This window comes from Erythrobacter sp. JB1-7 (assembly GCF_057365015.1).
Window position 1 is genome coordinate 2,691,767 of the sequence record NZ_CP200291.1, and the last position, 26,791, is coordinate 2,718,557.

The 26,791-nt window shown below is 57.4% G+C and carries 28 protein-coding genes; 17 read left to right on the forward strand and 11 right to left on the reverse strand.

The features are described from left to right. Window positions 1–153: 153 nt before the first annotated feature. The 3 genes from AC0V6W_RS13070 (at window position 154) to AC0V6W_RS13080 (ending at window position 4,093) form a co-directional block, all read left to right on the forward strand. Window positions 154–1,434, forward strand: a complete 1,281-nt coding sequence (locus tag AC0V6W_RS13070) for an NADH:flavin oxidoreductase/NADH oxidase family protein (RefSeq protein WP_486150648.1) — start codon at window positions 154–156, stop codon at window positions 1,432–1,434. A 237-nt stretch (window positions 1,435–1,671) separates the two neighbouring features. After that, entirely contained in the window at window positions 1,672–2,811 is a 1,140-nt protein-coding gene (gene folP, locus AC0V6W_RS13075; protein WP_486150650.1) for a dihydropteroate synthase, read from the forward strand. A gap of 94 nt (window positions 2,812–2,905) precedes the next feature. After that, window positions 2,906–4,093 carry an alkaline phosphatase D family protein gene (locus AC0V6W_RS13080; protein WP_486150652.1) on the forward strand — a complete coding sequence of 396 codons (1,188 nt, stop codon included), beginning with the start codon at window positions 2,906–2,908 and terminating at the stop codon, window positions 4,091–4,093. A 22-nt stretch (window positions 4,094–4,115) separates the two neighbouring features. Here AC0V6W_RS13080 and AC0V6W_RS13085 read toward each other — a convergent pair whose 3' ends face one another. Both AC0V6W_RS13085 and AC0V6W_RS13090 read right to left on the reverse strand, forming a co-directional pair. Continuing rightward, complete coding sequence (locus AC0V6W_RS13085; protein ID WP_486150654.1) at window positions 4,116–4,910, reverse strand: SDR family NAD(P)-dependent oxidoreductase; 795 nt, start codon at window positions 4,908–4,910, stop codon at window positions 4,116–4,118. A 31-nt stretch (window positions 4,911–4,941) separates the two neighbouring features. Continuing rightward, the gene (locus tag AC0V6W_RS13090) at window positions 4,942–6,375 is read right to left on the reverse strand and encodes a sigma-54-dependent transcriptional regulator (RefSeq protein WP_486150656.1); all 1,434 of its coding nucleotides are present in this window, start codon (window positions 6,373–6,375) and stop codon (window positions 4,942–4,944) included. A 336-nt stretch (window positions 6,376–6,711) separates the two neighbouring features. Here AC0V6W_RS13090 and AC0V6W_RS13095 point away from each other — a divergent pair, with 336 nt between their 5' ends. The 12 genes from AC0V6W_RS13095 (at window position 6,712) to AC0V6W_RS13150 (ending at window position 17,007) form a co-directional block, all read left to right on the forward strand. After that, a complete protein-coding gene (locus AC0V6W_RS13095) occupies window positions 6,712–6,834 on the forward strand; it encodes a hypothetical protein (RefSeq protein WP_486150658.1) in 123 nt (40 codons plus the stop codon). A gap of 35 nt (window positions 6,835–6,869) precedes the next feature. Next, window positions 6,870–7,994, forward strand: coding sequence for an NAD(P) transhydrogenase subunit alpha (locus tag AC0V6W_RS13100; protein ID WP_486150660.1), 1,125 nt, complete (start codon window positions 6,870–6,872; stop codon window positions 7,992–7,994). A gap of 3 nt (window positions 7,995–7,997) precedes the next feature. After that, window positions 7,998–8,279: an NAD(P) transhydrogenase subunit alpha part 2 gene (locus tag AC0V6W_RS13105; RefSeq protein WP_142786877.1), complete on the forward strand. Its 282-nt coding sequence runs from the start codon at window positions 7,998–8,000 to the stop codon at window positions 8,277–8,279. A gap of 98 nt (window positions 8,280–8,377) precedes the next feature. Beyond that, a complete protein-coding gene (locus tag AC0V6W_RS13110) occupies window positions 8,378–9,844 on the forward strand; it encodes an NAD(P)(+) transhydrogenase (Re/Si-specific) subunit beta (RefSeq protein WP_486150662.1) in 1,467 nt (488 codons plus the stop codon). Continuing rightward, window positions 9,845–10,204 carry a hypothetical protein gene (locus tag AC0V6W_RS13115; RefSeq protein WP_486150664.1) on the forward strand — a complete coding sequence of 120 codons (360 nt, stop codon included), beginning with the start codon at window positions 9,845–9,847 and terminating at the stop codon, window positions 10,202–10,204. Window positions 10,205–10,226: 22 nt separating this feature from the next. Continuing rightward, window positions 10,227–11,192 (forward strand): alpha/beta fold hydrolase, encoded by a 966-nt coding sequence (locus AC0V6W_RS13120; RefSeq protein ID WP_486150666.1) that lies wholly within the window; start codon window positions 10,227–10,229, stop codon window positions 11,190–11,192. A 78-nt stretch (window positions 11,193–11,270) separates the two neighbouring features. Then, complete coding sequence (locus AC0V6W_RS13125; RefSeq protein WP_486150668.1) at window positions 11,271–11,984, forward strand: aspartate/glutamate racemase family protein; 714 nt, start codon at window positions 11,271–11,273, stop codon at window positions 11,982–11,984. A gap of 337 nt (window positions 11,985–12,321) precedes the next feature. Then, window positions 12,322–13,524, forward strand: coding sequence for a deoxyguanosinetriphosphate triphosphohydrolase (locus AC0V6W_RS13130; RefSeq protein WP_486150670.1), 1,203 nt, complete (start codon window positions 12,322–12,324; stop codon window positions 13,522–13,524). Next, window positions 13,517–14,275, forward strand: a complete 759-nt coding sequence (locus tag AC0V6W_RS13135; protein WP_486150672.1) for an NAD(P)H-binding protein — start codon at window positions 13,517–13,519, stop codon at window positions 14,273–14,275. Before AC0V6W_RS13130 ends, AC0V6W_RS13135 begins: the two co-directional genes overlap by 8 nt. A gap of 8 nt (window positions 14,276–14,283) precedes the next feature. Beyond that, window positions 14,284–14,748 carry an ABA4-like family protein gene (locus AC0V6W_RS13140; RefSeq protein ID WP_486150674.1) on the forward strand — a complete coding sequence of 155 codons (465 nt, stop codon included), beginning with the start codon at window positions 14,284–14,286 and terminating at the stop codon, window positions 14,746–14,748. A 73-nt stretch (window positions 14,749–14,821) separates the two neighbouring features. Beyond that, the gene (locus AC0V6W_RS13145) at window positions 14,822–16,405 is read left to right on the forward strand and encodes a long-chain-fatty-acid--CoA ligase (protein WP_486150676.1); all 1,584 of its coding nucleotides are present in this window, start codon (window positions 14,822–14,824) and stop codon (window positions 16,403–16,405) included. A gap of 5 nt (window positions 16,406–16,410) precedes the next feature. After that, a complete protein-coding gene (locus AC0V6W_RS13150; RefSeq protein WP_486150678.1) occupies window positions 16,411–17,007 on the forward strand; it encodes a DUF938 domain-containing protein in 597 nt (198 codons plus the stop codon). A 1-nt stretch (window position 17,008) separates the two neighbouring features. Here the strand turns inward: AC0V6W_RS13150 and AC0V6W_RS13155 are convergent, their stop codons facing one another. Genes AC0V6W_RS13155 through AC0V6W_RS13165 form a run of 3 tightly spaced genes read right to left on the reverse strand, consistent with a single transcriptional unit; the run spans window position 17,009 to window position 18,083 of the window. Beyond that, a complete protein-coding gene (locus tag AC0V6W_RS13155) occupies window positions 17,009–17,149 on the reverse strand; it encodes an entericidin A/B family lipoprotein (protein WP_486150680.1) in 141 nt (46 codons plus the stop codon). 24 nt (window positions 17,150–17,173) lie between these two features. Then, on the reverse strand, window positions 17,174–17,479 hold the full coding sequence (locus AC0V6W_RS13160) for a hypothetical protein (RefSeq protein ID WP_486150682.1): 306 nt from the start codon (window positions 17,477–17,479) through the stop codon (window positions 17,174–17,176). Then, a complete protein-coding gene (locus tag AC0V6W_RS13165) occupies window positions 17,454–18,083 on the reverse strand; it encodes a DMT family transporter (RefSeq protein WP_486150684.1) in 630 nt (209 codons plus the stop codon). Before AC0V6W_RS13165 ends, AC0V6W_RS13160 begins: the two co-directional genes overlap by 26 nt. Window positions 18,084–18,151: 68 nt before the next feature. Here AC0V6W_RS13165 and AC0V6W_RS13170 point away from each other — a divergent pair, with 68 nt between their 5' ends. Next, the gene (locus AC0V6W_RS13170; protein WP_486150686.1) at window positions 18,152–18,397 is read left to right on the forward strand and encodes a hypothetical protein; all 246 of its coding nucleotides are present in this window, start codon (window positions 18,152–18,154) and stop codon (window positions 18,395–18,397) included. Between the two features lie 88 nt (window positions 18,398–18,485). Here the strand turns inward: AC0V6W_RS13170 and AC0V6W_RS13175 are convergent, their stop codons facing one another. From AC0V6W_RS13175 to AC0V6W_RS13200, 6 genes are all read right to left on the reverse strand, one after another. Beyond that, window positions 18,486–20,018 carry a TadA family conjugal transfer-associated ATPase gene (locus tag AC0V6W_RS13175; RefSeq protein WP_486150688.1) on the reverse strand — a complete coding sequence of 511 codons (1,533 nt, stop codon included), beginning with the start codon at window positions 20,016–20,018 and terminating at the stop codon, window positions 18,486–18,488. A 103-nt stretch (window positions 20,019–20,121) separates the two neighbouring features. Further along, window positions 20,122–21,135, reverse strand: coding sequence for a glycosyltransferase family 4 protein (locus tag AC0V6W_RS13180; protein WP_486150690.1), 1,014 nt, complete (start codon window positions 21,133–21,135; stop codon window positions 20,122–20,124). Window positions 21,136–21,201: 66 nt separating this feature from the next. Then, window positions 21,202–21,873 carry a class I SAM-dependent methyltransferase gene (locus tag AC0V6W_RS13185; RefSeq protein ID WP_486150692.1) on the reverse strand — a complete coding sequence of 224 codons (672 nt, stop codon included), beginning with the start codon at window positions 21,871–21,873 and terminating at the stop codon, window positions 21,202–21,204. Next, the gene (locus AC0V6W_RS13190; RefSeq protein ID WP_486150694.1) at window positions 21,866–22,774 is read right to left on the reverse strand and encodes a hypothetical protein; all 909 of its coding nucleotides are present in this window, start codon (window positions 22,772–22,774) and stop codon (window positions 21,866–21,868) included. Before AC0V6W_RS13190 ends, AC0V6W_RS13185 begins: the two co-directional genes overlap by 8 nt. A 190-nt stretch (window positions 22,775–22,964) precedes the next feature. Then, window positions 22,965–24,629 (reverse strand): hypothetical protein, encoded by a 1,665-nt coding sequence (locus AC0V6W_RS13195; protein ID WP_486150696.1) that lies wholly within the window; start codon window positions 24,627–24,629, stop codon window positions 22,965–22,967. Then, window positions 24,626–25,660 carry a glycosyltransferase family 2 protein gene (locus AC0V6W_RS13200; protein WP_486150698.1) on the reverse strand — a complete coding sequence of 345 codons (1,035 nt, stop codon included), beginning with the start codon at window positions 25,658–25,660 and terminating at the stop codon, window positions 24,626–24,628. Before AC0V6W_RS13200 ends, AC0V6W_RS13195 begins: the two co-directional genes overlap by 4 nt. Window positions 25,661–25,819: 159 nt before the next feature. On the opposite strand from AC0V6W_RS13200, the gene AC0V6W_RS13205 reads away from it, so the two are divergent. After that, window positions 25,820–26,749, forward strand: coding sequence for a DMT family transporter (locus AC0V6W_RS13205; protein ID WP_486150700.1), 930 nt, complete (start codon window positions 25,820–25,822; stop codon window positions 26,747–26,749). Window positions 26,750–26,791: the final 42 nt, after the last annotated feature.

Sequence of the window (26,791 nt, forward strand, 5' to 3'; positions counted from 1 at the left end):
CATTATCCACACCGAAAAAGAAGGGGCCGGGCACGCAAGTCTGGCCCCTTTTTGCGCCAGAGCGCTGCCGATTGGCTAAGCTTGCCCGTTTCCTATTGGAAAATTCGTGATATCGCCGCGGTCCAACAAAAGGCATAAAAGAGGATGTCGCGGATGATCTTGCAAACCCCACTTGCGCTGCCATGCGGCGTAAGCCTGCCCAATCGCCTCGCAAAAGCAGCGATGACCGAAGGACTGGCAGACAGCCGCGGCGCGCCGACCGCTGAATTGGAGCGGCTGTATGGCATTTGGTCGGATGGCGGCTGCGGCATGCTGCTTTCGGGCAATATCCAGATTGACCGCGATCATCTGGAGCGGCCCGGCAATATCATTATTGATGGCGAACTGGATGATGACGCCATCGCCGCCTTCCAGCGCTGGACAGCGGCGGCGACGCGTTCTGGCAATCATTTCTGGGCGCAAATCAGCCATGCCGGCCGGCAGACCTTTGCCAATATCAACCCTCAGCCCAAGGCTCCCTCTGCGGTGAAGCTGGGCCTGCCCGGCGGGCAGTTTGGGGAACCTGTTGCTCTGGAAGACAGCGAGATTGAAGCGATCATCCACGGGTTCGTGCGGGCGGTGCGGATTTGCAAGCAGGTGGGCTTTACAGGCGCACAGATCCACGGCGCGCACGGCTATCTGATTTCGCAATTCCTCAGCCCGCGCTCAAACCTGCGCACCGATCGCTGGGGCGGGAGCCTTGAAAACCGGGCGCGATTGCTGCTGAGCGTTGTCGAACAGGCGCGCGTCATTGCGGGGCCTGATTTTGCGATCAGCGTGAAATTGAACAGCGCGGATTTTCAAAAGGGCGGCTTTGCATTTGAAGACAGCCTTCAGGTTGTCACCTGGCTTGAGGAGCGCGGGGTTGATCTGATCGAGATTTCCGGCGGCACCTATGAACAGCCCAAATTGCTGGGCATCGAAGGGATGGAGCCCGCTGATGATCCCGGTATCGCGGCGTCTACCTTAACGCGGGAGGCGTACTTTGTCGATTTTGCCAAAGCGATGAAAGACGCTGTCAATGTACCGCTGATGGTGACGGGCGGTTTCCGCAGCAGGGCAGCGATGGAGCAGGCCGTTAGCGATGGCGCGGCGGATATCGTGGGCCTTGGCCGCCCGCTTTGCGTCGAGCCTGATGGGGCGAGGCGCATTCTGGCAGGTGCAGACGCTCTGCCGCGCGCAGAAAACACGCTTTCGCTTTTGCCAGCGCCGTTGAAATTCCTGGAAAAGATAAGGGCAATCAGAGCCATGGCCGGGTTTGCCACGCAATTCTGGTTCTACGCGCAGATATATGCGCTGGGGCGAACGGGCAGAACGGACCCGGACATGACTGTTTTCAAAGCGTGGCGATTGGTCGAAAAAGAACACGCACAAAGACTGAAAGCCAAAGGTTGAAGCGAAGCGGCGCGCGATAGAGTTGACGAGAACCCGCGCGCGGCCCTGTCCTACATCGGGGCGGGGCGCTATCGTTCGCGCCATGACCAAGTTATCGCTCATTACCCGCCTGAAATCCCTCCCAAACGCTGCTTTTGGGGCAGGGCACTTTTCTTTGTCAGGACCGTGTAACATGCGGTCCATGTGTCAGACTTCGGATGAGAAAGCTGAACAGATCACCGATTCGAGGGGTCGGGTATGAGCGCGTCAGTCTATGTCCATCCCATCGGCCTTTCCGCTTCCCCGCAGGCAGAAGCAGGGGCAGGCGGCCCGGCATCGATCCGGCTGGGCGGTTCGATGGCCTATGCCAGCCGCTTTGCGCTGGTGGTGCGCGAAAGCGGGGCAGTGACGCATCGCCGTGTGTTCGCCCTTGCGGATGCGGCAGAGGCATTGGGCGAGCCGGGCGGCGCGCTGGCTGAGGACGCTCAGGCGCAATGGGCGAACCTTCAAAAGGTGCATCAACCCTGGGATCTGGGCGCGCGCGTGATCCGGTTCGATCAGCCGCAAGTGATGGGCATCCTCAACGTAACGCCCGACAGCTTCTCGGATGGGGGCGCGTTCGATACAGCCGAGCGAGGCCGCGAGCACGCCGCTGCCATGCTGGAGGCAGGCGCGGCGATCATCGACATAGGCGGGGAAAGCACACGCCCCGGCGCTGCTGCGACTTTCGAAGGGGATGAGATCGAACGAGTGATCCCGGCGGCTGAGTACTGCGCGAGTATGGGCGCAGCGATCAGCGTCGACACACGGCGCGCAGGCGTGCTCGAAGCGGCACTGGGCGCAGGCGCGCAGGTGGCCAATGACGTATCAGCCTTGCGCTATGACCCGCGCATGGGGGAATTGGCTGCCAATGCCGGGTGCCCCGTCATCCTGATGCATGCACCGGGCGGGGGCGAAGACCTCCATGCCAAGGACAAGCTGGATGGCGGCGACTACACCGATGTGGTGAGCGACGTGTTTGACTTCCTCAAGGATGCCCGCGCCCGCGCGATTGCGGCCGGTGTTGATGAAGCGCGCATCATGCTCGATCCGGGCATCGGCTTTGGCAAGTCGCTCAGCGACAACCTCGCGCTCATGAACGCGCTGCCGCTGTTTCATGCCCTTGGATCGCCGTTGATGGTCGGGGCCAGCCGCAAACGGATGATCGGCGCGTTGAGCCGCGAGGAGGAAGCAGGCGCACGCCTTGGCGGCTCGATTGCGTTGGCCTTGCGTGCGATAGATGCAGGCGTGCATGTGCTGCGCGTGCATGACGTGGCGGAGAGCGTTCAGGCGCGCAATGTTTGGCGCGGTATGCGCGATGCGGCGCTAACCGACTTCAGCCAGCTTGAACCTCTATGATTGGCGCCGCGCCTTTACCGCTTTCCTACTTGTCACAAACTCGCCATGAGACGTGGGCAAGAGGCAATTGACCATTCAATCAAGGATATCACCCATGCGCCGTCTTTCGCTGTTTGCCGCTGCCACCTGTTCCATCGCTGCCCTGGCAGCAGCGCCTGCTTTTGCCGATGCGCATAAGGGACACGGCGGTAACCATGGCGAAGTGCCGCTGGCCGCTGAAGACTTGCTTGCGCCCTATTACGCGAAACTGGCCGAGAGCATCGAATTGCCCGTCGCGCCCGCCAATGCCTCGCTCGCGCCGGAAAGCGTGATTACCCGGCTCGCCTTTGGCAGCTGCAATCACCAATTGCGCTCGCAGCATATGTGGGGCCAGATTGCCGCAACCGATCCTCAGCTGTTCCTGTTTATCGGTGACAACAATTATGGCGATCAGTTCTGGAAAGGCGATGCATCGCTCAGCACTTTGCGCAAAGCGTATGAAGTGCAGGCTGGCACGCCTGAGCTTGCCGATTTCATGGCAAAAGTGCCGATGATGGTCGCATGGGATGATCACGATTTCGGGTTCAACGATGGCGGCGCAAGCTTTGCCCATCGCCGCTGGTCAGAGACGATTTTCGAGACATTCTGGGGATCATCCGACGAAGTGCGCGCGCGCCCCGGTATCTATGAAAGCCGCATGTTTGGACCCGAAGGGCAGCGCACTCAGGTGATCGTGCTCGACACCCGGTTCTTCCGGTCAGACTTTGAAGCGATGCCCTATTCAGACGAACGCCCGCCGCTTGGCCCCTATGTGCCCAGCGAAGATGCGTCGAAGACCATGCTGGGCGATGCGCAGTGGGAGTGGCTGGCGCAGGAGCTTGCCAAACCGGCAGACTTCCGCATCATCGCATCCTCCATTCAGGTGGTGACCGATGCGCACAATTACGAAAGCTGGGAAGCGCTGCCGCTGGAGCGTGCGCGGCTTTACGAAATGCTCGCCAATCGCGAGGAAAGCGGCATGGTGCTGCTGTCAGGCGATCGCCATGCGGGCGGCATCTACACTGAGACCGCACCCGAGACGAAAGGCGAGACAATCTGGGAGCTGACGAGCTCTTCGCTCAACTACTCGTTTTCCACCACCGAACGGAACACCGCGCGCGAACCCGATCCCAAGCGGGTGACGGACTTCATCTCGGAGGAGAATTTCGGGCTTGTCGATATCGACTGGGCCAAGCGGACTTTCACCATGTCCATGCGCGGCAATAAGGGTGAAGAGCGAGTGACCCAGACGGTGAACTGGTAAGCGCGTTTGGGGGCAAACGGCGCTAAAGCGTGAACCCGCCATCATCGACCAGCACGTGGCCTGTAAGGTTCGCGGCTTCATCGCTGAGCATATAGAGAATCGACTGCGCGGTTTCGCGCGCGGTTGAAAAGCGGCCCAGCGGCGTCGTTTTGCCCATGTTCTGGATAACAGCATCGCGCCCGTGCTTTGCAACCGCTGCGTTGAATTCAGGCCCGCTTTCCCAGATGGCGGTGTCAACGCCGCCCGGCGCAATCGCATTGACGCGAATACCGGCGGCGGCGTTTTCAGCTGCTGCCATGCGCGCCATATGGGCAACGGCTGCTTTGGAGACGCCGTAGGGGCCAGTGCCGGGCACAGGCTTTACCCCGGTTGATGAGGCTGTGATAACGACACTTGCCGCTTTCCTACTGCTGTCTGACTGTGCTTTGAGCATGGCATTGAGGCTGGCCCGCAAAGTGAGGAACGCGCCATCAAGGTTTACGTCCATAATGCGCCGCCAATCGGCCATGGTGAGATCCGCAAAGGCTCCAAAACCGCCCATGCCAGCATTGACGATGGCGTGATTGAGGCCAGTAAGGTGCGGGGCGATGTCATCCCACAAGGCCTCATCCGCGACGCTGCCGGTGATGCACACGGTTTCGGTATCGCCAAGGTCGAGCGCCGCCATGCCGGCCTCGTCCACATCGACAAGGATCAGCTTTGCTGCGCCGCGTTCGGCGAGCAAGTGGGCGCAGGCAGCGCCAATGCCGGACGCTGCGCCCGTGACGAGCGCAGTCCGGTTGGTGAAGGCATGGGCGATAGGGTTTGTGTCAGTCATGCCCGCAGGGATAGCCCAACGCGCACAGCGATCAAGCGACGTTATCAATCCCCAGATCGCTCAGCTTGCGATAAAGCGTTGATCGTCCAATGCCGAGCCTGCGGGCAACCTCGGTCATTCGGCCGCGATAATGACCAATCGCGAGGCGGATCACGTCAGCCTCGATCTCTTCCAAGGGACGCAAATTGCCGTCTTCGGTATACAGCATCACGCCCACACCTTCGTGCAGATGGCTGGATACGGGGTCTTTCTGCTCTCCCAAAAGCTCAGAAAGCTGAGGGAAACTGTCCGCTGTCAGCGAATCGGTTTCGCAATAGACGGCGGCTCGGAACAGCACCGATTGCAATTGGCGCACATTGCCCGGCCAATCAAACGCCGAAAGCAGCGATAATGCGCTATCAGAAACGGACAGATGCTTAAGCCCCGGCTGTTCGCCAATACGCGCCAGAAAATGGCGAGTAAGAGCGGTGATGTCGCCCGTGCGTTCGCGCAAAGGCGGAAGCGAAATGAGCGTGCCGCCCAGTTTAATCGCCAGTTCCTCGTCAAACTGATCAGCAGAAACGAGCGTTTTCAAAGGGAAATTGCTTGCTGTCAAAAGACGCACATCGATGCGGAACCCATGCGCGGCGCCAACCGGACGGACAATGCCGGTCTCAAGCGCTTCGGCAAGGCGGCGTTGGACAGGGCCAGGAAGCCGGTCAATCTCGTCGAGCACCAAAGTGCCGCCATCGCAGTGCTGCATTGCGCCGATCTGGCGGTCAAACGCGCCGGGAAAAGCATTGGGTTCGTGGCCGAACAGCACCGATTCGAGCGAATTGGGCGGAACGCTGGCGACATTGATGATGCGCAAAGCATCTTTCGAGCGCGGAGAAGCGGCGTGCATGGCGCGCATCAGCATCTCTTTGCCAGTGCCGCTTTCGCCTTCGATCAGGGTGTGGCCATGCCCGCGGGCCGCTTTTGCAGCTTTAGCCAAAGCCGTGCGGAAACCGGGCGCGGTTCCGATCATCGCATCGAAATCGAGCGTGGCAGACATCTTCTCGGTCAGCGGGGCAAGCTCGTCCTTGGGCGCTTGCCGCTTGGTAACAGTGCGCAAGGCTTCCATCAGCCGGTCGGGCGAGACGGGTTTAACGAGGTAATCGCTTGCGCCTGCACGCATCGCTTCGACCGCGAGCAGCGGGGAAGCGCTGGTGGTGAGCATTAGAATGGGAAGCGCAGGGCGGCGCTCTTTCAACTCGGTGATAAGAGCGCAGGCATCATCGCCCGGAACCCACTGATCGAGCAGGATCGCAGACAATTGCATGCCTTCGCGCGTGCCCAGCATGGCGATTGCTGTATCGGCATCGGGCGCGACCAAAGTGCGCCAGCCATCACGCGCTGCAATAGCTGAGATAAGCCGCGATTGTGCAGGCTCATCATCGATCAACATCACAAGACGTGTGTCTTCTAGCTGTTCTGTCTCCGCCATGATCGGCAAGGACCCTCCGATGCCCTGGCAATCGTCCCAGGGTGAGACGTCCGCAGGGCGTACAAGCATCGAGTAAATACGATATTAAGGCTGTTCGACCCGATGCACTTTAAGCCGGTCTTTGTACGCGACCAATCGCACAGCATTGTTGCAGAGCACTGGCAATACAGTGGGCTTGAGCAACGCGGCTCTCTCCGATACGGGGAGGGGCCGCTTAGATTAAGCTGTATGGTTTTCGGATGAACCGCGCGTGACGCGCAAGTTTATGGCAGGAACCGCAGGCGGATCGGTTGGATGAATAAGGGCCAAACAGGCCGACAAAGGGAAAATGACGCAATGAGCATCCATGATATGGACAAAGCACAAGAAACATATGGCGGCTTTATGAGCGCGCTGAAATATTCGGTCCCCGTGATTGCGGTGATCGTTGCACTCGTCGTTGCGATGATTGCCGGCTAAAGCCTGGCCAATAGGCCGTTAACAGGGGCGTACTTGTGAAAATTGCAGTGTTGAAAGAACGCAGCGCGGGCGAAACGCGCGTTGCGGCAACGCCGGAAACGGTCAAAAAGTTTGCAGGCCTTGGCAATGATCTGTTCGTTGAAAAGGGCGCAGGCCTGACCGCGTCGATCACGGATCAAGCTTATGAAGAGGCCGGTGCCACTGTTGGCACCGCCGCTGCTACGATCAAGGATGCTGACATCGTGCTGGCGATTCAAGCTCCCGATGTGAAGCTTTTGAAAGGCGCAAAGCCGGGCGCGATGGTTGCGGCCCTGTTTGACCCGTTCAACAATAAAGATCTGCTTGGTGCTTATGCGGCAGCGGGCCTTGAAGCGTTGTCGATGGAATTCATGCCGCGCATCACGCGCGCGCAGGGTATGGATGTGCTTTCCAGCCAGTCCAATCTTGCTGGATATAAAGCGGTCTTGGCCGCAGCGGACACCTATGGCCGCGCTTTTCCGATGATGATGACGGCAGCCGGCACCGTTCAAGCGGCCAAGGCGTTTATTATGGGCGTTGGCGTGGCGGGTCTGCAAGCGATTGCCACCGCGCGGCGTTTGGGCGCGCAGGTTTCGGCGACTGATGTGCGCTCTGCTACCAAAGAGCAGATCGAAAGCCTCGGAGCCAAGGCGATATTCGTTCAGGACGTAGCCGGGATCGAAGGCGAGGGTTCGGGCGGTTACGCGACCGAGATGAGCGATGAATATAAGGCGGCGCAGGCCAAGCTTGTCAGCGAACACATTGCCAAACAGGACATCGTCATCACCACCGCTTTGATCCCCGGACGCGCTGCGCCTGTGCTGATCACCGATGCGCAAATCGCCACAATGAAGCCGGGCAGTGTCATCTTCGACTTGGCCGTGGCGCAAGGCGGCAATGTCGAAGGTTCAAAGCCTGACGAAGTCGTCGAAAAGCACGGCGTTAAAATCATCGGATTTTCAAACACGCCCGCGCATTTGCCCGCTGACAGCTCCGCACTGTTTTCGCGCAATCATTTCACCATGTTTCAGGCGTTCTGGGACAAGGAAGCGGGCAAGCCTGTGTTTGACGAAGAGATCGGCGATGCGATCCGCCTGACGCAGGGCGGCGCTGTTGTTAATGAGAGGCTGAAGGGGGCCTGATCCATGGACTTTATCTCAATCCTCTCGATTTTCGTGCTGGCGTGTTTCGTCGGCTATTATGTGGTCTGGTCGGTGACGCCTGCGCTTCACACGCCGTTGATGGCCGTGACCAATGCGATTTCCAGCGTGATTATCGTCGGCGCACTGATTGCGGCGGCTGAGGCTAGCAGTCCGGTGGCCAAATATCTGGGCCTGTTTGGTGTGGTGCTGGCCAGCGTCAACATTTTTGGCGGTTTTGCCGTGACCGAGCGTATGCTCGCCATGTATAAGAAAAAGGAGAAGTGAGGATGGGTTCTTTCATGTCACCCGTCATCCCAGCGAAAGCTGGGATCTCCCTCAATAAGCTCCGCGCTAAGTGGCCAGCGATCCCAGCTTTCGCTGGGATGACGGCTTTGTTCGCAACCCCAGCTCATGCCGCTGGCGATGGCGCGGCTACACCCGCTTGGGCAATGCTTGCCTATCTTATCTCCGGTGTGTTTTTCATCCTTGCTTTGCGCGGGCTTTCCAGCCCGGCCACAAGCCGCGGCGGCAACCGCAATGGCATGATCGGGATGGTCATTGCCGTTGGCACCACTTTGATCACGCACAATCTTGCGACATGGTATGAGATCGCAATAGCGGTCGCGATCGGCGGCGCGATAGGGTTTGTTATCGCGCGCAAAATCGCGATGACATCCATGCCCGAGCTGGTTGCAGGCTTCCACTCGCTTGTTGGCCTCGCAGCAGTAGTTGTTGGCCTTGCCGCATGGCTTGATCCGGCGAGTTTCGGGATCACTGATAATGCGGGCCAAATCCTTATGGTCAGCCGGATCGAGCTTGGCCTTGGTATCGCGATTGGTGCGATCACCTTCTCAGGCTCGGTTATCGCTTTCCTTAAACTGTCAGGCAAAATGAGTGGGTCTCCGATCATGCTGCCGGGGCGGCATGCCATCAATTTGGGCACTTTGGCTGCGATCATCGGATTGGTCGGCTATTACGCCGTTTCACCGCAAGGCGGGGCAGGCGAAGGCTGGATGATCCCGGCAATTACTGTGCTTGCCTTTGTCATCGGTTTCCTCCTAATCATCCCGATTGGCGGGGCGGATATGCCGGTCGTTGTGTCGATGCTGAACTCCTATTCGGGTTGGGCAGCGGCAGCAATGGGCTTCACCCTTGGCAATTCAGCTATGATCATCACCGGCGCGCTGGTGGGTTCATCGGGCGCAATCCTCAGCTACATCATGTGCAAGGCTATGAACCGCAGCTTCATCAGCGTGATCGCTGGCGGCTTTGGCGCGGATGATGCTGGCGGCGCTGGCGATGGCGCACCGCGCGAACAGCGCCCTTACAAACAGGGCAGCGCGGATGATGCCGCCTTTATGCTGGAACAGGCTGAAAGCGTTATCATCATTCCGGGATACGGCATGGCGGTGGCGCAGGCTCAGCATGTCCTGCGCGAAATGGCCGATGCGCTGAAAGAAAAAGGCGTGGATGTGAAATACGCGATCCACCCTGTTGCTGGCCGGATGCCGGGGCATATGAACGTGCTGCTTGCAGAAGCGAACGTCCCTTATGACGAGGTGTTCGAGCTTGAGGATATCAACTCAGAATTTGCCCAGGCCGATGTCGCTTTCATCATTGGGGCAAATGACGTGGTGAACCCGGCGGCTAAAACCGACAAATCATCGCCCATTTACGGCATGCCCGTGTTCGATGTGGACAAGGCAAAGCAGGTGTTCTTCATCAAACGCTCCATGGGCGGCGTCGGCTATGCGGGCGTTGACAATGATGTCTTCTACATGCCGCAAACCGTCATGCTGCTGTCTGATGCGAAGAAGATGGTCGAAGGCATCGTAAAGGCGCTCGACTAAATGCGCGCGATGCTCCTTGCGCTTGCGGTGATTGCGCTGCTGGTTGGGGGGTATTTTGTGTTCCGCGATGGCGGGGTGCTTGAACAGGTGACCGAGGAACGCGTTGAGCAGGCGCTGCTCGCCAATGGCGTGCCTGAAAACCTGGCCACCTGCATGGCGCCGCGCCTCACCGACAGGCTATCGATTGTGCAATTGAAAAAGCTGGAACGCCTGGCCCCCGAAGAGGGCGAGGACCGCGTGCCCTTATCGCCTGGCAAAGCGCTGGAGCGATTGGAGCGGGTCGATGACCGCGAAGCTGTTGAAACGCTGGGATCGGTCGCGGCAGGGTGCGGGTTGGATATGCTGAAACAGCTGCTTTGAAACCGCTTTTGGGGGTCGCAGAATGAAATGGGTGTTTAGGACAATCGGATTTCTCGCTGTGGTGCTGGGCGCAGCTTTCCTGCTCTTTCGCACGCCAGATACCGATCCCGCCGAAATGCGCGCCAAATATGGCGGTGAGCCTTCGCAATTTGTGTTGCTGGAAAGCGGTTTGAAAGTGCATTTGCGCGATGAAGGCCCTTTGAACGGCGATGCAAATGCGCCTGTCATCATGTTGCTGCACGGTTCAACAGCCGATCTGCACACCTGGCAGCCTTGGGCAGAGGCCTTGCGCGAAGATCACCGCGTCATCCGGTTTGATCAAGTGGGGCACGGCCTGACCGGGCCGGATCCAGACGGTGATTATTCGCTCGATAACTTTGTCTCCGATATTGATGAGGTGGCCGATGCGCTTGGACTGGAACGGTTTGTTCTGGCCGGAAGCTCGATGGGCGGATCGCACACGGCGGCCTACGCGATGGCGCATCCGGACAGATTGATTGGCGCGGTTATGGTGGGGGCAAGCGGTGCGCCGGTGCGGCCAGAGCGTGATGCCAGCCTTACCTATCAATTGGCGCAGACCCCTGTCATCAATTCCATCATGGCGCAGATCACTCCGCGATCCATGGTCAAGGATGCCTTTGCTCAAACCGTCAGCAACAAGGCCATCGTCACCGATGAGACGGTCGACCGGTATTGGGAATTGTTGCGCTATCCCGGCAACAGGCAGGCCACAATCGCCCGGTTCGGTAATCCGCGCACATCGTTTGACGCTGAAGACATCGCGCAGATAGCTGTGCCAACTTTGCTGCTGTGCGGGGAAAAGGATCCGCTGATCCCGGTTCCCTCCTGCCGCTGGTATGACGAAAATCTGCCTAGCTCGACCATGGTTATCTATCCCGGCATCGGCCACTTGCCGCACGAAGAAGCGCCAGAGGCGAGCCTCGAAACGCTAAGAGGCTGGCTGCTGAACATCGCAGAAACCACGTAAGCGCCTTGTAAAGCGGTGGTTTTTTCCCGCCTATAGACGCGGCGTAACGTTCGCCGCTAAACCGGGCCACCTACCTAAGTGGAATCGAGGGTCGCTTTGCGCAAATTGGGATTGATCGGCGGCATGAGCTGGGTGTCGACGGGCATGTATTATGAGCGGATCAACCGCATCATCCAAAAACGCGCGGCCCCCATGGCAAGCGCGCCGATGCTGATCGAAAGTCTTGATTTCACCGAACTTCACGGCCTGAACACGCCAGAAGATTGGGAACGCGCCACTCAAACATTGATTGCCAGCGCAAAACGGTTGGAAGCAGCCGGCGCAGAGGCATTGTTGATCGGTGCCAATTCCATGCACAAAGTCTATCGCGAGCTTGAAACGCAGGTTGATATCGAAATCATCCATATCGCTGAATGCGTCGGTAAAAAACTAAAGCAGGCGGGCATCAAGAATGTCGCTCTGCTGGGCACGCGCAATGTGATGACGGAGGGGTTTTATCGGCGCAGACTGGTTTCGCACGGGATTGATCTGCTGCCGCCCGATATGGGCAATGTCGAAACGCTGGACCGGATTATCTACGATCAATTGATGGTCGGCAAAGTCACGCGTGATGCACAGCGCACATTGAAAACGATCATCACAAACAAGGAACAGGAAGGCGCACAGGCGATTGTGCTGGCTTGCACGGAGCTTGATCTGATCGTCGATATCAATGCCAATGTGCTGCCAGTGTTCGATTCGACTGTAATCCACTGCGAAGCAGCGGCAGAATGGATTTTGAGCGAGGATTAAGCGCGCTCATTTGCGACTCAACGCCGCGCGGGAACAACTGGCCGCAGGGATCGCTCACAAAGGGATGCGGTTTTGAATTGAAACCCGTATTGGCCGTGGCGAATTTGTCATTGGAACGTAACAGTGCAAATTCCGGGCTCTCGGGTCGCTATGCCGATAGCCCGGGGCCGCTTGCCACCCCTTTTTCTGTCCGGCGAGCGGCCCCACTCAACTTTGCGCGGGGCGCCAATGGGCGGTATGCAGGCGCAATAAGGGATTGGCTGATGTCCACATATGCGCGCAGAGTTGCTGATCTGTTCGCCTTGAGGTGGTTGGCACCCTCCGCCAATGTCCCAAAATGAAACGCGCACCTTACGCTGCCAATCCTGACGCGCTGGATCACCGCGGGTTTTCAGGCCGAGAATTTGACGGGGCCGCCAATATCGCAGGCGCGCCCAGAACGCCCAGCGAGCGCAGAGGGCCGCGCACCGCCTTTCAGCGCGACCGCGACCGGATCATCCATTCGATGAGTTTTCGCAGGCTCAAATCGAAAACACAGGTCTTTATCGCGCCCGATGGCGATCATTATCGCACCCGGCTTACGCATAGTCTGGAGGTTGCGCAGATTGGACGTGTGCTGGCGCGCGCTTTGGGCTTGGATGAGGATCTGACCGAAGCCTTGTGTCTGGCGCATGATCTGGGGCACCCGCCTTTTGGCCATGCAGGGGAGCATGCTTTGTCCGATGCGATGGAGCGGCATGGCGGGTTTTGCCACAATGCACAGACATTGCGCACGGTGATGCGGCTCGAAAGCCCCTATCCGCTGCACGAAGGGCTCAACCTGACCTGGGATTTGCTCGAAGGGTTGGCCAAGCACAATGGCCCGGTGGAAAATCCGGGCTGGGCGCTGGCGGAGCTTGATGCGGCGTTTCCTTTGGAACTGGGCCAGTGGCCTTCGCTCGAAGCGCAGATTGCCGCGCTTAGCGATGATATCGCTTACGACAATCACGATATTGATGATGGCCTGCGCGCAGGGTTTCTTGACCTTGATGATCTGCTTCAGCTGGATTTCCTCGCGCAGCAATGGCGAGCGGTCGAAAAACGCTTTCCTGGTGCACCCAAAGACCGGCTACTGCGCGAACTGGTGCGCGGGCAGATTGGATTGATGGTGAATGATGTGCTGGAACACACGGCGAAACAGATCGAGGGTATGGAAAAAGTCGCCGATATTCGCGCCGCTGGCCGCCAGCTGGCAAGTTTCTCGCCCGCTATGGAAGCGCATGAGCGTGCGCTCAAATCCTTTATGTATGACAAGCTGTATTTCCACCCCGAACAGGTCGCTGCTGCTGCACATGCACGCGATGTTGTTGCGCGGTTATTCGCCGCATATTCGCAAGATGCAAAGCTGATGCCCGCAGAATGGCAGGATCGTCTGCCCGATACAGAGCCTGCGCGCGCGCGCTGTATTGCCGATTTTATCGCCGGAATGAGCGATGGCTTCGCGATCCGCCAATGCGCCGCCATTTATGGCGAGGCCCCAAGCGGATTGACCAATGTCTGACCGGACGCGCGAATATTTTGCCGACAATGGCATGGATGAGAAAAAAGCGCCGCTACGCATAGGGCTTGTGGGCGCCACCGGGCTGATTGGGCGGCGCGTTATCGAAATCTCCAGCCATGGCGATGCCGCCCGGATCGTTGGCATCGCGCGGCGCGAACTTGATATGCCTGCGGGCACGCGGATGGAGATTTTTGTTGCTGAGCCGGAAAAATGGGGCGAAATATTCGAAGCGGTCCGCCCGCGAGCGTTGATCTGTGCGCTGGGGACAACGATCAAGAAAGTGGGCGGGGACGAAGACGCCTTTCGCGCGGTCGATCAGGAACTCGTCATGGCCACGGCAGAGGCTGCACACAAGGCAGGCATTCTCAATCTGGTCCTCGTCAGCGCGGCGGGAGCTGATCCGGCGTCCAAACATTTCTATATGCGGGTGAAGGGTGAGACCGAACAGATGGTTTCCAAAGTGGGTTTCAAACGGCTCGATATTCTGCGCCCCGGCCTTTTGAAAGGCGCGCGCAATGATGATTTCCGCATGGCAGAGGGATTGGCAAAGATCGCCAGCCCGCTGATCGATCCGCTGCTTCCCAAGAAATGGGAGATGTTCCGCTCGGTCGAGGCTGATCTGGTGGCAGAGGCGGCTTTGGGATTGGGCATGCGGCGCGCGCAGGGGCGCTTTACCCATGATAACGAGGCAATGAAGCGGGCCGCGCGCGAATGGCGGATGAAAGCGGATCTGCCTGAGGAACAGGAATAATCGCGATTATGCCATGGGATCTTGTCTTTAGCGCCGTGAATGCCCTTGCGATGATCGCATGGGCCGCATTGATCTTGTTGCCGCGCTGGCCTGCTTTGCTGTCGGCGGTGCTTTATGCAGGGATTGGCATGCTGTGCTGTGTTTACGCTGGGGGCTTGATCGGGATTGTCAGCGGATTGATATCGGCTGGCCCGGATGTGGGCGCGGGCGGGGGCGGCGCCAATTTCTCCACGATTGAAGGCGTGCGCGCTTTGTTTGCCAGCGATGGCGGCGTCACCGTTGGATGGACGCACTATCTCGCCTTTGATTTGTTTGTCGGGCTTTGGATTGCGCGCGATGGCGATGCAAAAGGGATCAATCGGTTTATCCAGGCCCCTATCCTGCTGGCCACATTGTTTGCAGGACCGCTCGGTCTGTTTATCTGGCTGATCCTTCGCGAGCCTGCAGCACGCAGACAAGGCCGTTTCGCCTAACGTAAATTGATGGACTGATAGAGCGGTTTGCGCCTAGTCTGTCCGGCAAAGAACAAAGCCAGGAGAGATAAGCATGGGCTGGGAAAACACCATCCAGGGCAACGCGCATCACAACTATGAAACCTTTGATGAAATTCTGAATTTCTGGGCAGAAGAACGCCCCGATGCGATCGCTTTCGAACAAGGCGATCGCCGGACAAGTTATTCAGAATTGAACACGGCAACCCGGCGGATCATCGCGCTGTATAAATCGCAAGGCATCAGCAAAGGTGACCGCGTTGCCTGGCTGGGCAAAAACTCCGAATTTTATTGCCAGCTTTACCTTGCAGCGGCCCGGATGGGCGCTGTTATGGTTCCCGTTGGATGGCGACTGGCTGCGCCTGAGGTCGCTTACATCCTGTCCGACACAGAGGCGAAATTGCTGTTTGCCGAAGAGCAATTCGCAGACATGGCAAACAATGTGGCAAGCGAGCTTGAACATGATTGCGGCGTGCTGCTTGTCGATGAGGCGCGCGCGCACATTGCCGAAATGCAGCCCGATAACGATTACACGGCCCCGCCTGCCGAAGATCCAATTTTGCAATTGTACACCTCTGGCACCACCGGCAATCCAAAGGGCGCGGTGCTGTCCAATCGCAATCTTTTGGGCCTTCGCAATGCGGCGGCGGAAGAGGGGCTGGCGTGGAGCTTTTATGAGGAAGGCGACTGCATGCTGGTTGCCATGCCATGCGCCCATATTGGCGGCACGGGCCTGATCAATATCGGCATTTCAAACGGCATCCGCCATCATATCGAGGCTGAATTCACTCCCGAAGGTGCGCTCAAAGCGATTGAGGCGGGCGCAACGCATATGTTTATCGTGCCTGCCGCGCTGCAAATGGTGGTGCAGCACCCCAAAGCGGCGGAAACCGATTTCTCCGCGCTGCGATATCTGATGTATGGCGCAGCGCCCATGCCTTTGGAATTGCTCAAAGAAGCGGTCCGGACCATGCCCAATGCGGGCTTTTTGCAAGCCTATGGGATGACAGAAACATCGGGCACAATCTCGCTCTTGCCGCCCGAAGATCATGTGCTCGAAGGCAATGAGAGGATGCGTTCGGCGGGCAAGGCTGTGCCGGGGGCTGAGATTGAGGTGCGCGACACTCACAACAAAGAAGCGCCGCGCGGCGAGATCGGCGAAGTGTGCATTCGCTCCCCCTCAAATACGCGCGGATATTGGAAGCTGCCCGGTGCAACGCAGCAGACGATTGATGCCGATGGCTGGTTGCACACCGGCGATGCGGGGATCATGGACGCAGATGGTTATGTTTACATCCAGGACAGGATCAAAGACATGATCATTTCGGGCGGCGAGAACGTGTACCCCGCAGAAGTGGAAAGCGCGATCTACGGTCATCCAGCCATAGCCGAGGTGGCAGTGATTGGCATCCCCAGCGAAAAGTGGGGCGAGGAGGTCAAAGCGTGCTGCGTTGCCAAACCGGGCATGGAGATCGATGAAGCTGACGTAATCGCCTATACGCGCAAGAAGATCGCCGCTTTCAAAGCACCCAAAAGCGTTGATGTGATCCCTGAAATGCCGCGCAATCCATCGGGCAAAATCCTGCGGCGGCAATTGCGTGCGCCTTATTGGGAAGGGCAGGACCGGCAAGTGGGCTGAGTGCTGTGAAGCACCACGCGCCCGCCACTCTACGCAATCGCGAGGCTATTCTTGGTGTTTTGCAGGCGGAATTGACCGGGTGCCGCAAAGTGCTCGAAATTGCATCGGGCAGCGGCGAACATGCGGTGTATTTTGCGCAGCATCTGCCGCAGGTTCAGTGGCAGCCCAGCGACCCTGATCCGCGAGCGCTCAGTTCGATCAAGGCATACAGAGCGGAATATCGGGAGGGCAATCTGGAATCACCGATTGCGCTAAACGCGGCGGATGCGGCATGGCCCCTTGCGCGCGCGGACGCGGTTTTGTGCATCAATATGGCCCATATCAGCGAATGGGCGGCAAGCCTTGGCCTGATGGCAGGCGCGGCCCGTGTGCTGGGAAAGTCAGGCGGACCACTGATTATCTATGGCCCGTTTTTTGAAAACGGATTGGAACCAGCGCCTTCCAATCTTGAATTCGATGCCAGCCTTAAATCGTGCAATCCCGCTTGGGGCATTCGCCATGTTGATCAGATGGACGAAGCGGGCGCGGCAAACGGCCTATCGCGCAGCGCACGGCATGAAATGCCTGCCAACAATCTTGCGCTGGTTTACAGGCGGGTGTAATTTATTCGTCGCCGTCAATCACATCTTCGCCCGCTCTGCCAACCGAGGAGATGTCCTCGCCTAGACCTTGCACTGTGTTACAGGCAGCGGTGGTAAGGGTAAGCGCGCCAAGCGCGGCGGCGATCAGGGTGGTGCGGATCATCGAGAATTCCTTTCAGCGTCCCATTTAGGTTGTCTCAGCCGCTTTCGCTTTGGCCTGTGCGAGGAGACGTTCGCGATATGCGATCAATGCCCCTGCGCCGATAATCAGCGGCGCGCCGATCCACAAACTGGCGGGCGGGGTGCGGTCAAACACGGTGTAGCCATACCATGTCGCCCAAAGGAGCGAGGTGTAATCCATCAGCAGGATCACCGATGCAGACCCAAATCTCAGCGAGCTGGTGAGGAGTATTTGGGCAATTGCTCCCGCAGCCGCCATGGCGACTATAATGGCCCAAGTTTCCGCGTCATGCGGCTGATACACAAACGGCATAGCGAGAAAGGCGATGGGGGTGGTAAGGGCGGCAAACCAGAACACGATGCTCCACGGGGCCTCGGTTTTGTTCATGGTCCTGAATTTGAAAGCTGATAAGCGCCACAAGAAAGGCGGCAATCAGCGCTACGGCTGCGCCTGCGGGATCAATAGTCGTGGAGCCGGGCTGAGTGAGGACCAACACACCCGCAAACCCCAAAACAACCGCTGCCCAGCGATACTTGCCGACCCGTTCCTTGAACAGGATTACGCTTAGCAGGACCGCGAAAAAGGGTGCGGTAAAGGACAGGGTTGTCGCTTCTGCCAAGGGGAGCAGGACGACCGCGCCGTACACAAAGAACATGCCGACAATGCCATAGGCTGCCCGTTTCGCGTGGCTGCCAAATCTTTGCGTTTTGACGCTGGGCAATTGTCCAAGAGCCACAAGCGCGGTGAGCACAAAGCCGAATGTCAGAAATTGCCGCCAAAAGACCAGTTCGGCCAGATGCACGCCTTTGCTGCTTGCCAGTTTAAGCAGCATCGCCATCGTCGCGAGCGCGGCAGCGGTTGCCAAACGAAGGCCGAGCGCCAGAAAAGGGCGCGGTTTGGCAATTGATCCATCCATGTGTGAGAGCCGCTTTAAGCCCCGCTGACTATTGCGCAAGCTGCAGCTTTGCCTACATCGCGCCGCAGATGATGGACTTGTTCACCCAATTGGCGCTTTCAAGCGATGCCGCGCAGATGGCGGTGGCAGGCGGCTTTTTCTGGGCGCTGGCCGGCTTTGCCGCGCTGATGGAATGGCGGCGCAAAAAGATGCGTGACTATGCGCAGCTGGAACGCGTCGGCTGGGTGCCTTGGACTGCGATTTTCATCATGGGCGCAATGATAGGCGGCGGGTGCCTTGCGATGAGCCTGCCGGTGGTGCTGGGAACTCTCTAAGCGCTTGAGAATTCCTGCAAAGGCAGGGATCTCTTGCATAAATGAGGTAAGCCGATGGAGGCTCCCGCCTTCGCGGGAGCTCACAAGCTTACAGACAAGCCTCAAGATACGCCTGATCAAAGCCAAACTGACGCGCTTTTTCCAGCGTATAGGGCCGCAGACCGGCAGCACGAAACTCGCCCAAAATCTTGCCGTCTTCTGTCTCGTCGAGATATTCAAACTTGAACAGATTCTGCGTCACGATCACTTCGCCTTCCATCCCGATCACCTCGGTGATGTCAGTCGTGCGGCGCGAACCATCGCGCAGACGTTTCACCTGAACAATGATGTCCACGGATTCTGCGATCTGGCGCGAAATGGCTTCTTTGGGGATCTTGATGTCGCCCATCAAAATCATGTTCTCCATCCGGCCAAGGCATTCGCGCGGGGAGTTAGCGTGAAGCGTACACATCGAGCCATCGTGGCCCGTGTTCATCGCGGCGAGAAGGTCGAAGCACTCGGCTCCGCGAATCTCACCCAGGATGATTCGGTCAGGACGCATACGCAGGGCGTTTTTAACAAGGTCACCAATGGTAATCGCGCCTTGCCCTTCAAGGTTAGGCGGACGGGTTTCCAGCGGCAGCCAGTGCGGCTGTTGCAGACGAAGTTCGGCGGCGTCCTCAATCGTCAGAACGCGCTCACCCGGGTCGATCATTTTCGACAGGGCATTGAGCATGGTGGTTTTACCAGAGCCCGTACCGCCAGAAATAACGATGTTGAACCGGCAGGCGCCTGCGATTTTCAGCGCGGTGCACATCTTCTCGCTCATCGAACCAAACTCTTTGAGCATGTCCAAGGTGATCGGTTTCTCAGAGAATTTACGAATGGAGATCGCGGTGCCGCGCAGCGAAAGCGGGGGAACGATCACGTTCACACGAGAGCCGTCTTTCAAACGGGCATCGGCAAGAGGCGTGGTCTGGTCAACGCGGCGGCCAACCTGGTTCACGATGCGCTGGGCGATTTGGAAGAGGTGCTGTTCATCGCGGAACCGGATCGGCGCGATAATCAGCTTACCCTTTTTCTCGATGTAAGTCTGATCGGGACCGTTGACCATGATATCAGACACGTCCGGATCATTCAGTAGCTCTTCTAAAGGACCAAAGCCCAAAAGCTCATCGATGAGAACTTTTTCGAGCGCGAACTGTTCGCGGCGGTTCAGTGTGACCTTAAGTTCGGCCAGCACTTCCATGATAATCGGGCGAAATTCTTCCGACAGCTCTTCCTTGGAAAGCGTGGCTGCGGCTTCGGGATCGACCCGTTCGAGCAGGCGCGGGAGCACTTGCTCTTTGATTTTGTGGACGCTGGCTTCGAAACCGCCGCCTTCATGTTCACCCGAATGGGTTGCATTCATGCGTTCGGTAAGGCGGTCCATCGCATCAGCGGTGGAAGTTGGTTTGGAGGGTTTGGAGGGCGCAGCTTTGGCTTTTTCAGCCTCGGGCTTTTCCTCTTCACCTGGAAGCGGCGGAAACTGCTCTCCGCCGTCGGACTGTCCGCCGCCGGATTTCATCGGGCGTGCAACCCCAAATGCCGGACGACCGCCAGGTTTCATCCCGCCGCCGCCTTTTTTCCCGAATGCGCTCATTCCTAGCCCCCAAGGCTACCAATCCAAAATCGAGACATGTTCAAATCGAGCCGAACAGTGCCTTTCGAGATGTGGTGAATAATTCGGAAACCTTATTTTTTCCCTAAATTTCGCTGAAAGGAAGTGAGCTCTGATACGTGGCCATGGTCCTTTGGGCGGCGATGTTCCAGCGGAAGCACTGGTCAATTTTGTTTAGAGATGATGAAACAAAGCTCTGACGCTTTTCTAACGACCAACCTGAAATGGTCGAGATAGTCTGTGTCCAGGCTGCCGCGTCTTCCGGTCGAATAAGAAACCCCGTTTCGTTATCAAGGATTGCAGCAGGGATACCGCCCGAACGTGAACCAAGCACGACGCCGCCCGCAGCCGCCGCCTCGGTCGCGACCAGTCCATAGCCTTCGAAGGTTCCATCGTTCGGTACAATGTTGGGAACCACCACGCATAGCGCGCGGCGATAGGCCTCGGCCAGTTCCGGTTTTGACAGCGTCCCTAGGTGTTTTACGCGAGGGTGTTTGAGCGCCGCAGCTTCTTCGGCATCGGTTGGCGGCCCTGCGACATGGAGCGTGATATCTGGGTCGATATGGGGAAGCACATTGGCCACAAACCAACTTAGCCCCTTTAATGGTATAATCCGGCCTACAAACAGCAGATTTCGCTGAGGCAATGTGTCCTGAACGTGACCCTTTATCGTTGTCGCGAGCGGGATAATGTCCACTTTGTGCCATCCCGTTTCACGCACCGCATGAGCGGTGGCATCGGAATTCGCGGCGATAGTCGCTGTGCGAAGAAGCCATGCACCCAGCTTAAGGTAGGCGCGGTAAACCTGGCCGCGCAAATTCTTGCGCCGGGCATAAGATGCGTCTGTGCCGTGCGCGCTGATGATCACGCGGCCCTTGTGGCCGCCCAGCATCGCGATTGGCCAGATCGCCATATCGCCCAAGTGCAGGATGTCCGCTTTGCTCTTACGGGCGATCAACCGCTTGATCACCTTAATTGGAAAACCTAAAAGTGATGCTGCGCGGGGCGGACTGCCATCGGGCTGCCCCGGCAACGCAATCACATCAATGTCAGTAAGTGATCGTAGTGCGTCGCTGATCTCAATCGACCAGGTTTCCATCCCTCCGACAGCGGGCGCCCATTTGCGGGTAATAAATAGAACGTCTAGTTGGGACTGTGTCACCGATCACACCTGGGCAACGATCCATAAACGCGCCTGACACCATTTGCCGATCAAAGGCATTTGGCTCAACGGGTCAAGGTACTTTAGGATGTTATAGTGCGGTATGTGCTTGAGACTGATTCCGTCTCTACGGAAACCCGCTTTTACCAAAAGTTCGACAGTTTGCTTGCCGTTTCTAACCGCAACATGCTCATCAAACTGACGTATAAGCCCAGCATCTTTCGCTCGCTCTAGAATAAAATCGAGGTTGGGCGTGTGCAGATACAAACTACCGCCTTGTACCAAAGAGCCGCGGATTGCGGCATAGATCGGGATCAGATCATCATCGGTCACATGTTCGGAAAAATCGAGTGTGGTTGCCGCATCAAAAGCCGCGGAGTTCTTTTTGCAAAAGCGGATGATGTCGTCGCAGTGAAAACGGTAGTTAGAGCGCCCTTCGCGAACGGCCCACTCATTGGCTGAGGCAATAAAGTCAGGGGAGAAATCCACACCGTCATAAGTGCCTTCACGATCACCCAACGCATGAAGTAACATACCGTTGCCACACGCAAAATCGGCAAGGCGCGCCTTTTTAGGCAGGTCCATCAATTCTGCAAGATTGCGCACCCTGTCGAGCGGTTTTGAGTTATAGCGTTCGACGTAATCGCCGCTGTGAAGTGCAAGGCTGTCAGTCATTCTCGTTCTCTTTTAGCGACGTGGGCTGCGTAACGGCTTCAACCAATGGAGCGAACAAAGCCGTGCCAAGGAACTGTGCGACGCGGTTGATGGCAAGGGCTAGGAAAGCTGATTGGGGTGAGGCGTCAATCGCGCTTGCCATCAGCGCACCGAGAGCCTCGCTGACTCCAAGACCGCCAGGTACCAAAGAGGAGGCAGAGCCTGCAATAGCAGCCAGAGCGTATGGCATCGCCTCCGGCAATTGCACGACAAAATTGATGACTGCAAAAGCGAGCGAGAGGCGAAGCGCCGCAATGCCGATGCCGACCAGCCGGTGAAAAAGGGTAAGAGCGGCGATCCACATCGTACCCTTGATCGCAATTATAACAAATGCGCCAATGGTCACAATGATACCGCCAGCAAGAAGCACCACTCCTGCATCCGGCAATTGGGCAAGCAAAATGACCCCCGAGGCGATGCTGGCCAAGGCAATCCAGAGAAGCGCGGTAGCCATTACAAGAGTTACGCTGTTCGTAATTGAAACGCCAGCCTCAACCAAGGCCATAGTGCGCACAATTGCGCCGCCTGGAAGCGGCAGCGCTTCGGCCATCTGGGCGCGCGAACTGGCGCGCATCGCAGCGCCGAAGGATATATCCCCTCCGCTTCCGCGCGCCATAAGAACCAAGGAGACCGCGCTGTAGACCAGCATGACGACCCCCATTACCGCAGTAAGGATCGCCATCGCGATAAGTCCGGATTGGCTCCACGCGATATCCAGCATCACGAGCGAAGAAAAAGTGCCAACAACGAAAAGGGCGATGGCCAGCCACAAAATGAGCTTTCCCCTGCGTTCTTTCCACGAACGCAAAGGAGCCGCATGCTCGCGGATCGCGCCGATCATGTCGTCAACAACGATCATCACAAACCCAGCCAATACACGCGCGTTTGGGGGCGTACATCAGGCGGCGCTCGTTTATCAAGCAATGTCAGGTTTTTACACCTACTCAGACCGCTCACACAAGCCGGCAGCAGCTCTGTTTCATTAGCGCTATCTGATCCTGACTGGATAGATTGATGGGGCGTGTGCATGTTCATGACGGGATGGTCAAAACCTAAAAGTCAGTCCAATAGGGCCGCGTAGGTGCAGAGGCATTGGGAGGGGTTAGGTTCTCACCAAACAGAAGGCCAGCAGCGTTTTCTGTAGAAGCGGTCAATATGACGCGGCCGCGATTAAGACTCACGGTATCGCCATCGGCATAAAGCACGCCGTCAATGCTCAGCGATCCCTCGACCGTGTATTTGCCAGGCACACGCAAAGTCCAAGCGAAAGTCTCGCCAGCGTCAATGGATGTGCCTGCAAGGTAAACTGGTCCCCAAAAGTGCCGATAAGTCTCTTGCAGGGCTGCCAGATCGGCGGGCAGGAATGCGCTTTGGCGCTCCCCGCCTTCCATAGAGGCGAGCAAATAGGGGTTGTAGGGCGGCTCTACGGTCAACAGCATCGGCACCGGCCGCTTAGCCATGGCATCTGCAAAAGCAGGCTCGCCGTTTGCTTTGTAATTGCGCATCCCCCAAGTGGTCATGAAGAAGTTGGCTTTATCGTGGCGCGGGAGAAAACCGGGAAAATCAAAATAGGCGATGCGGTCGGTGAAGATACCATCCACAGCGGCTTCAATGGCGCGCTGTTCGGGTTGGCGGCTGGCATCGTCCATTGCCCAGACTAGGATAGCAGAACCCAACAATGCCAAAGCGACAAGGCCATGATTGTACCGCGCACATACCAGCGGCAGTCCAGCGGCAAGCCCGGCGCATACGGGCGGCAACATAAAAGCATAATAATAGGGAAAAGCATTTGTGTAAAAAACAAGCGTCGAGATCGGCGCAAGCAAACCTGCAAACGCCCAACGCTCAGCGTTCAGATAGCTTTGACCACGGATTGCCGCATACACCGCGACGCCCAATAGTATCGCAAAGGGAAGTGACAACAGCAGGCCGGTTGAGACGTAATTCACGCGAAACTTAAGGCCAAACATAGTGGCCCCAGAATTGCCGAGCATCTGAGCAGTTTCATCAAGCCCTGCCAGATTGGCGCTGTGCCAAAAATAGATCGGGGTCGCGAGAGCTATGGCGATTGTCGGAACCGCGGCGATCGAAACAGCCGCTTTGAACGTAAAATTAGCATCTGACCAGCGCAGCCAAGCCATACCCATGAAAGCGGGTGCCCACAAAACAATCTTGATCGTAACGCTAAAGGCAAGCGCAAGCGCTATGGCTGCCGCTATCACGGCCGAAGGCGAAAGGCGGGCTCTTGCCAAAAGCGCAAGTGCGGTCATGCAAAAGCTGGCTGCAAGCGGATCGACACGGAAAGCTGACCCGTGCTGCAAAACATAGCTGAATGAGAGATAAGCGAGCGCGCAGATAATTGCGGTACTGTGCGCCGCAAAACGCTTTGCCGTCACCACAATCATAGCGCTGGTCCAGATCATTGCTGCAAACATCACCAGTCGGCCTGCGACAATCTGATCGACCGTCGTTCCGTCGATACGTGGAAGCCAGGCAAAAAAGCGCACGTGAATGGTGTTGAGCGGAGTGGTCAGATCGCCACGCAGATAATCGTAAACCTGTCGAATAAAATGATATTCATCCCAGCTGATCGACCGGGTCAAAATCAGATGAAATTGCAAGGCGCATAGACAAACCCCGACTGCAAACAGCACGCCGTGAACCGAAAGACCCAGATTTTTGAGCCCCGGATTGCGCGGCGATGCCAGCGTGGTCACGCCGATTTCCTAAGGGGATCGCGTGCAACCGTAGGTCGTTCACCTTTGACTGCTTCAGCATGTGATCTGGCGACTATTTCGGCGGCATCAAGCTTTTCCTCAACCCGGCGAAGCTTTAGCATATTGGCCTCAAGCAGCTTGCGATTGGTCGCGATCAGATCGGCTAAAACGCCAAGAACCGCTACAAGCACTCCGACAATCAGCAACGCCGCGCCAAGGATCAAAGATTGGACATGGCCAGCGCCATCGCCGTTCGCCACAAACCACAGGAACCGCGCAATCGGGATAAGACCAAAAGCACTTAGCAATGCCCCGATGGCAAGGAACACCCGCATCGCATTGAATGTCGTGTAAGCGCGCACAATCGTAACGCCCGTCGACATGATAAAGCGAGGAATTGACTTGAACAATCGGGACGGGCGCGTCGCGGCATTGGTGCGGATGGGGACAGATTTAATTGATAGCCGTTTGCGCCCAGCCTGGATCAGCATGTCTGTGGTGTAACTGAATTCGGTTGTGATATTGATGCGCTGGGCTGCATCGCGCGTCATGGCGCGAAACCCGCTGACCGCATCTTCGATGTCAGTGGCCGACAATGTACGCACCACAAAGCTGCCTAGTCGCTGTAACAGCCGTTTAAATGGCGAGAAATGCTCATTGTCCGCAACGGACCGGTCGCCCAGCACGATATCAGCATCACCCGATACAATCGGCGCAACAATGCGAGCGATATCTTCGCCAGCATACTGCCCATCAGCATCAGTATTTACGATGATATCCGCGCCTTGGTTCAAGCAATAGTCGATGCCGCTACGAAACGCCTCGGCGAGGCCTCTATTGCGCCGGTGCCGAATAATGTGCTCTACTCCCCACCGGCGGGCGACACCGATTGTGTCATCGGTCGAACCATCGTCAATAATCAGGAATTCAATTTCATCCACACCGGGCAGGCTGCGCGGCAATTTGGCCAGAGTGTCTGGTAACACTTCGGCTTCATTCAGGCACGGCAATTGGATAATCAGCTTGGACATGTATGTGCTCAAAGTTCCTCAGCGGGCGCGCATCAGGCCCAATCAAAGGCTGTAACAGGAGGCTGTTAAACAAGCGTAAACTATGATCCGTCCGACTATCTTCAGTGCTGCATCGCGCGCTCCTTGTGTCTGCAAGCGTTCATTACCGAACGCAGTCCAATGATTCAGGCCGACCGCGCAGGTTTCCTGTATGCGCTTACCGGATTTGCTGTGCTTGCGCTGGGCGATGCGGTTGTCAAAAGCATGGCCGGCGACTGGCCGGTTTATGCGGTTGCGGCGTTAAGATTTACGATTGGCGCGATTGCTTTGTCTTTCTGGTTGTGGCGAAGCGAGGGCGCAGCGGCGTTTGTTCCGCAAAACTTGAGGCTGCAAATTGCGCGCGGATTTTGTCTGGCGGCAGCTTCGCTGTGTTTCTTTTCAGCAATTTACATCATGCCGCTGGCTGAAGCTTTGGCGATATCGTTTCTCGCCCCGATGTTGACGCAGGCGCTGAGTGGATGGCTGCTGAAAGAGCGCGTGCGGCGTTCGGTTTTTGCCGTGTCGCTGGTCGCGCTGATTGGGGTGGCGATTGTGCTGCGGCCCAGTCTGGCAGAGCTTGGCTGGGCGGCTTTGCTGCCGCTGATTTCGGCGGTGTTTTTTTCGTTATTGATGGTCGCCAACAAAGCAAGCGCAGGGCAGGGCAGCGGGCTTTCCATGCAGGTGTTTGTCGCGGTTTTCTGCGCTCCGTGGTTGATTGCAGGCAGTCTGGCTGCGAAGTATTCGGGCATTCCCGCGCTCGATTTTACCTGGCCAAGCTGGGATGTGGTGCTGCGCTGTACGATTGTTGCCTGCACCGCGACAACCGCGCATTGGCTTGCCTATATCGGCGCTGCAAAAGCGGGACCAGGGGCGATTGCACCTGCCATCTATGTGCAAATGTTGATCGCGATTGTGGCAGGCTGGCTGGTGTTTGATGACATTCCTGATCTCTACACGCTCGTAGGCGCTGCGATCATCATTGCAGCGGGCCTGTATCTGTGGCGCGATGGGGGTAATGCGAGCCCCCCAAAGCAGATTGCACCAAACGAGAGCTTGCCGATCAAAAGATAGCGGTTAGACGCTTGGCTGGCAGATGGGCACCTTTGGCAAGGC

Bases quoted from the DNA above. Each gene is read 5' to 3' on its own strand.
- AC0V6W_RS13070 (WP_486150648.1), top strand. From the start codon at position 154: ATGATCTTGCAAACCCCACTTGCGCTGCCATGCGGCGTAAGCCTGCCC.
- folP (WP_486150650.1), top strand. From the start codon at position 1,672: ATGAGCGCGTCAGTCTATGTCCATCCCATCGGCCTTTCCGCTTCCCCG.
- AC0V6W_RS13080 (WP_486150652.1), top strand. From the start codon at position 2,906: ATGCGCCGTCTTTCGCTGTTTGCCGCTGCCACCTGTTCCATCGCTGCC.
- AC0V6W_RS13085 (WP_486150654.1), bottom strand. From the start codon at position 4,910: ATGACTGACACAAACCCTATCGCCCATGCCTTCACCAACCGGACTGCG.
- AC0V6W_RS13090 (WP_486150656.1), bottom strand. From the start codon at position 6,375: ATGGCGGAGACAGAACAGCTAGAAGACACACGTCTTGTGATGTTGATC.
- AC0V6W_RS13095 (WP_486150658.1), top strand. From the start codon at position 6,712: ATGAGCATCCATGATATGGACAAAGCACAAGAAACATATGGCGGCTTT.
- AC0V6W_RS13105 (WP_142786877.1), top strand. From the start codon at position 7,998: ATGGACTTTATCTCAATCCTCTCGATTTTCGTGCTGGCGTGTTTCGTC.
- AC0V6W_RS13110 (WP_486150662.1), top strand. From the start codon at position 8,378: ATGACGGCTTTGTTCGCAACCCCAGCTCATGCCGCTGGCGATGGCGCG.
- AC0V6W_RS13115 (WP_486150664.1), top strand. From the start codon at position 9,845: ATGCGCGCGATGCTCCTTGCGCTTGCGGTGATTGCGCTGCTGGTTGGG.
- AC0V6W_RS13120 (WP_486150666.1), top strand. From the start codon at position 10,227: ATGAAATGGGTGTTTAGGACAATCGGATTTCTCGCTGTGGTGCTGGGC.
- AC0V6W_RS13130 (WP_486150670.1), top strand. From the start codon at position 12,322: ATGAAACGCGCACCTTACGCTGCCAATCCTGACGCGCTGGATCACCGC.
- AC0V6W_RS13135 (WP_486150672.1), top strand. From the start codon at position 13,517: ATGTCTGACCGGACGCGCGAATATTTTGCCGACAATGGCATGGATGAG.
- AC0V6W_RS13140 (WP_486150674.1), top strand. From the start codon at position 14,284: ATGCCATGGGATCTTGTCTTTAGCGCCGTGAATGCCCTTGCGATGATC.
- AC0V6W_RS13145 (WP_486150676.1), top strand. From the start codon at position 14,822: ATGGGCTGGGAAAACACCATCCAGGGCAACGCGCATCACAACTATGAA.
- AC0V6W_RS13155 (WP_486150680.1), bottom strand. From the start codon at position 17,149: ATGATCCGCACCACCCTGATCGCCGCCGCGCTTGGCGCGCTTACCCTT.
- AC0V6W_RS13160 (WP_486150682.1), bottom strand. From the start codon at position 17,479: ATGCCGTTTGTGTATCAGCCGCATGACGCGGAAACTTGGGCCATTATA.
- AC0V6W_RS13165 (WP_486150684.1), bottom strand. From the start codon at position 18,083: ATGGATGGATCAATTGCCAAACCGCGCCCTTTTCTGGCGCTCGGCCTT.
- AC0V6W_RS13170 (WP_486150686.1), top strand. From the start codon at position 18,152: ATGATGGACTTGTTCACCCAATTGGCGCTTTCAAGCGATGCCGCGCAG.
- AC0V6W_RS13175 (WP_486150688.1), bottom strand. From the start codon at position 20,018: ATGAGCGCATTCGGGAAAAAAGGCGGCGGCGGGATGAAACCTGGCGGT.
- AC0V6W_RS13180 (WP_486150690.1), bottom strand. From the start codon at position 21,135: ATGGAAACCTGGTCGATTGAGATCAGCGACGCACTACGATCACTTACT.
- AC0V6W_RS13185 (WP_486150692.1), bottom strand. From the start codon at position 21,873: ATGACTGACAGCCTTGCACTTCACAGCGGCGATTACGTCGAACGCTAT.
- AC0V6W_RS13200 (WP_486150698.1), bottom strand. From the start codon at position 25,660: ATGTCCAAGCTGATTATCCAATTGCCGTGCCTGAATGAAGCCGAAGTG.
- AC0V6W_RS13205 (WP_486150700.1), top strand. From the start codon at position 25,820: ATGATTCAGGCCGACCGCGCAGGTTTCCTGTATGCGCTTACCGGATTT.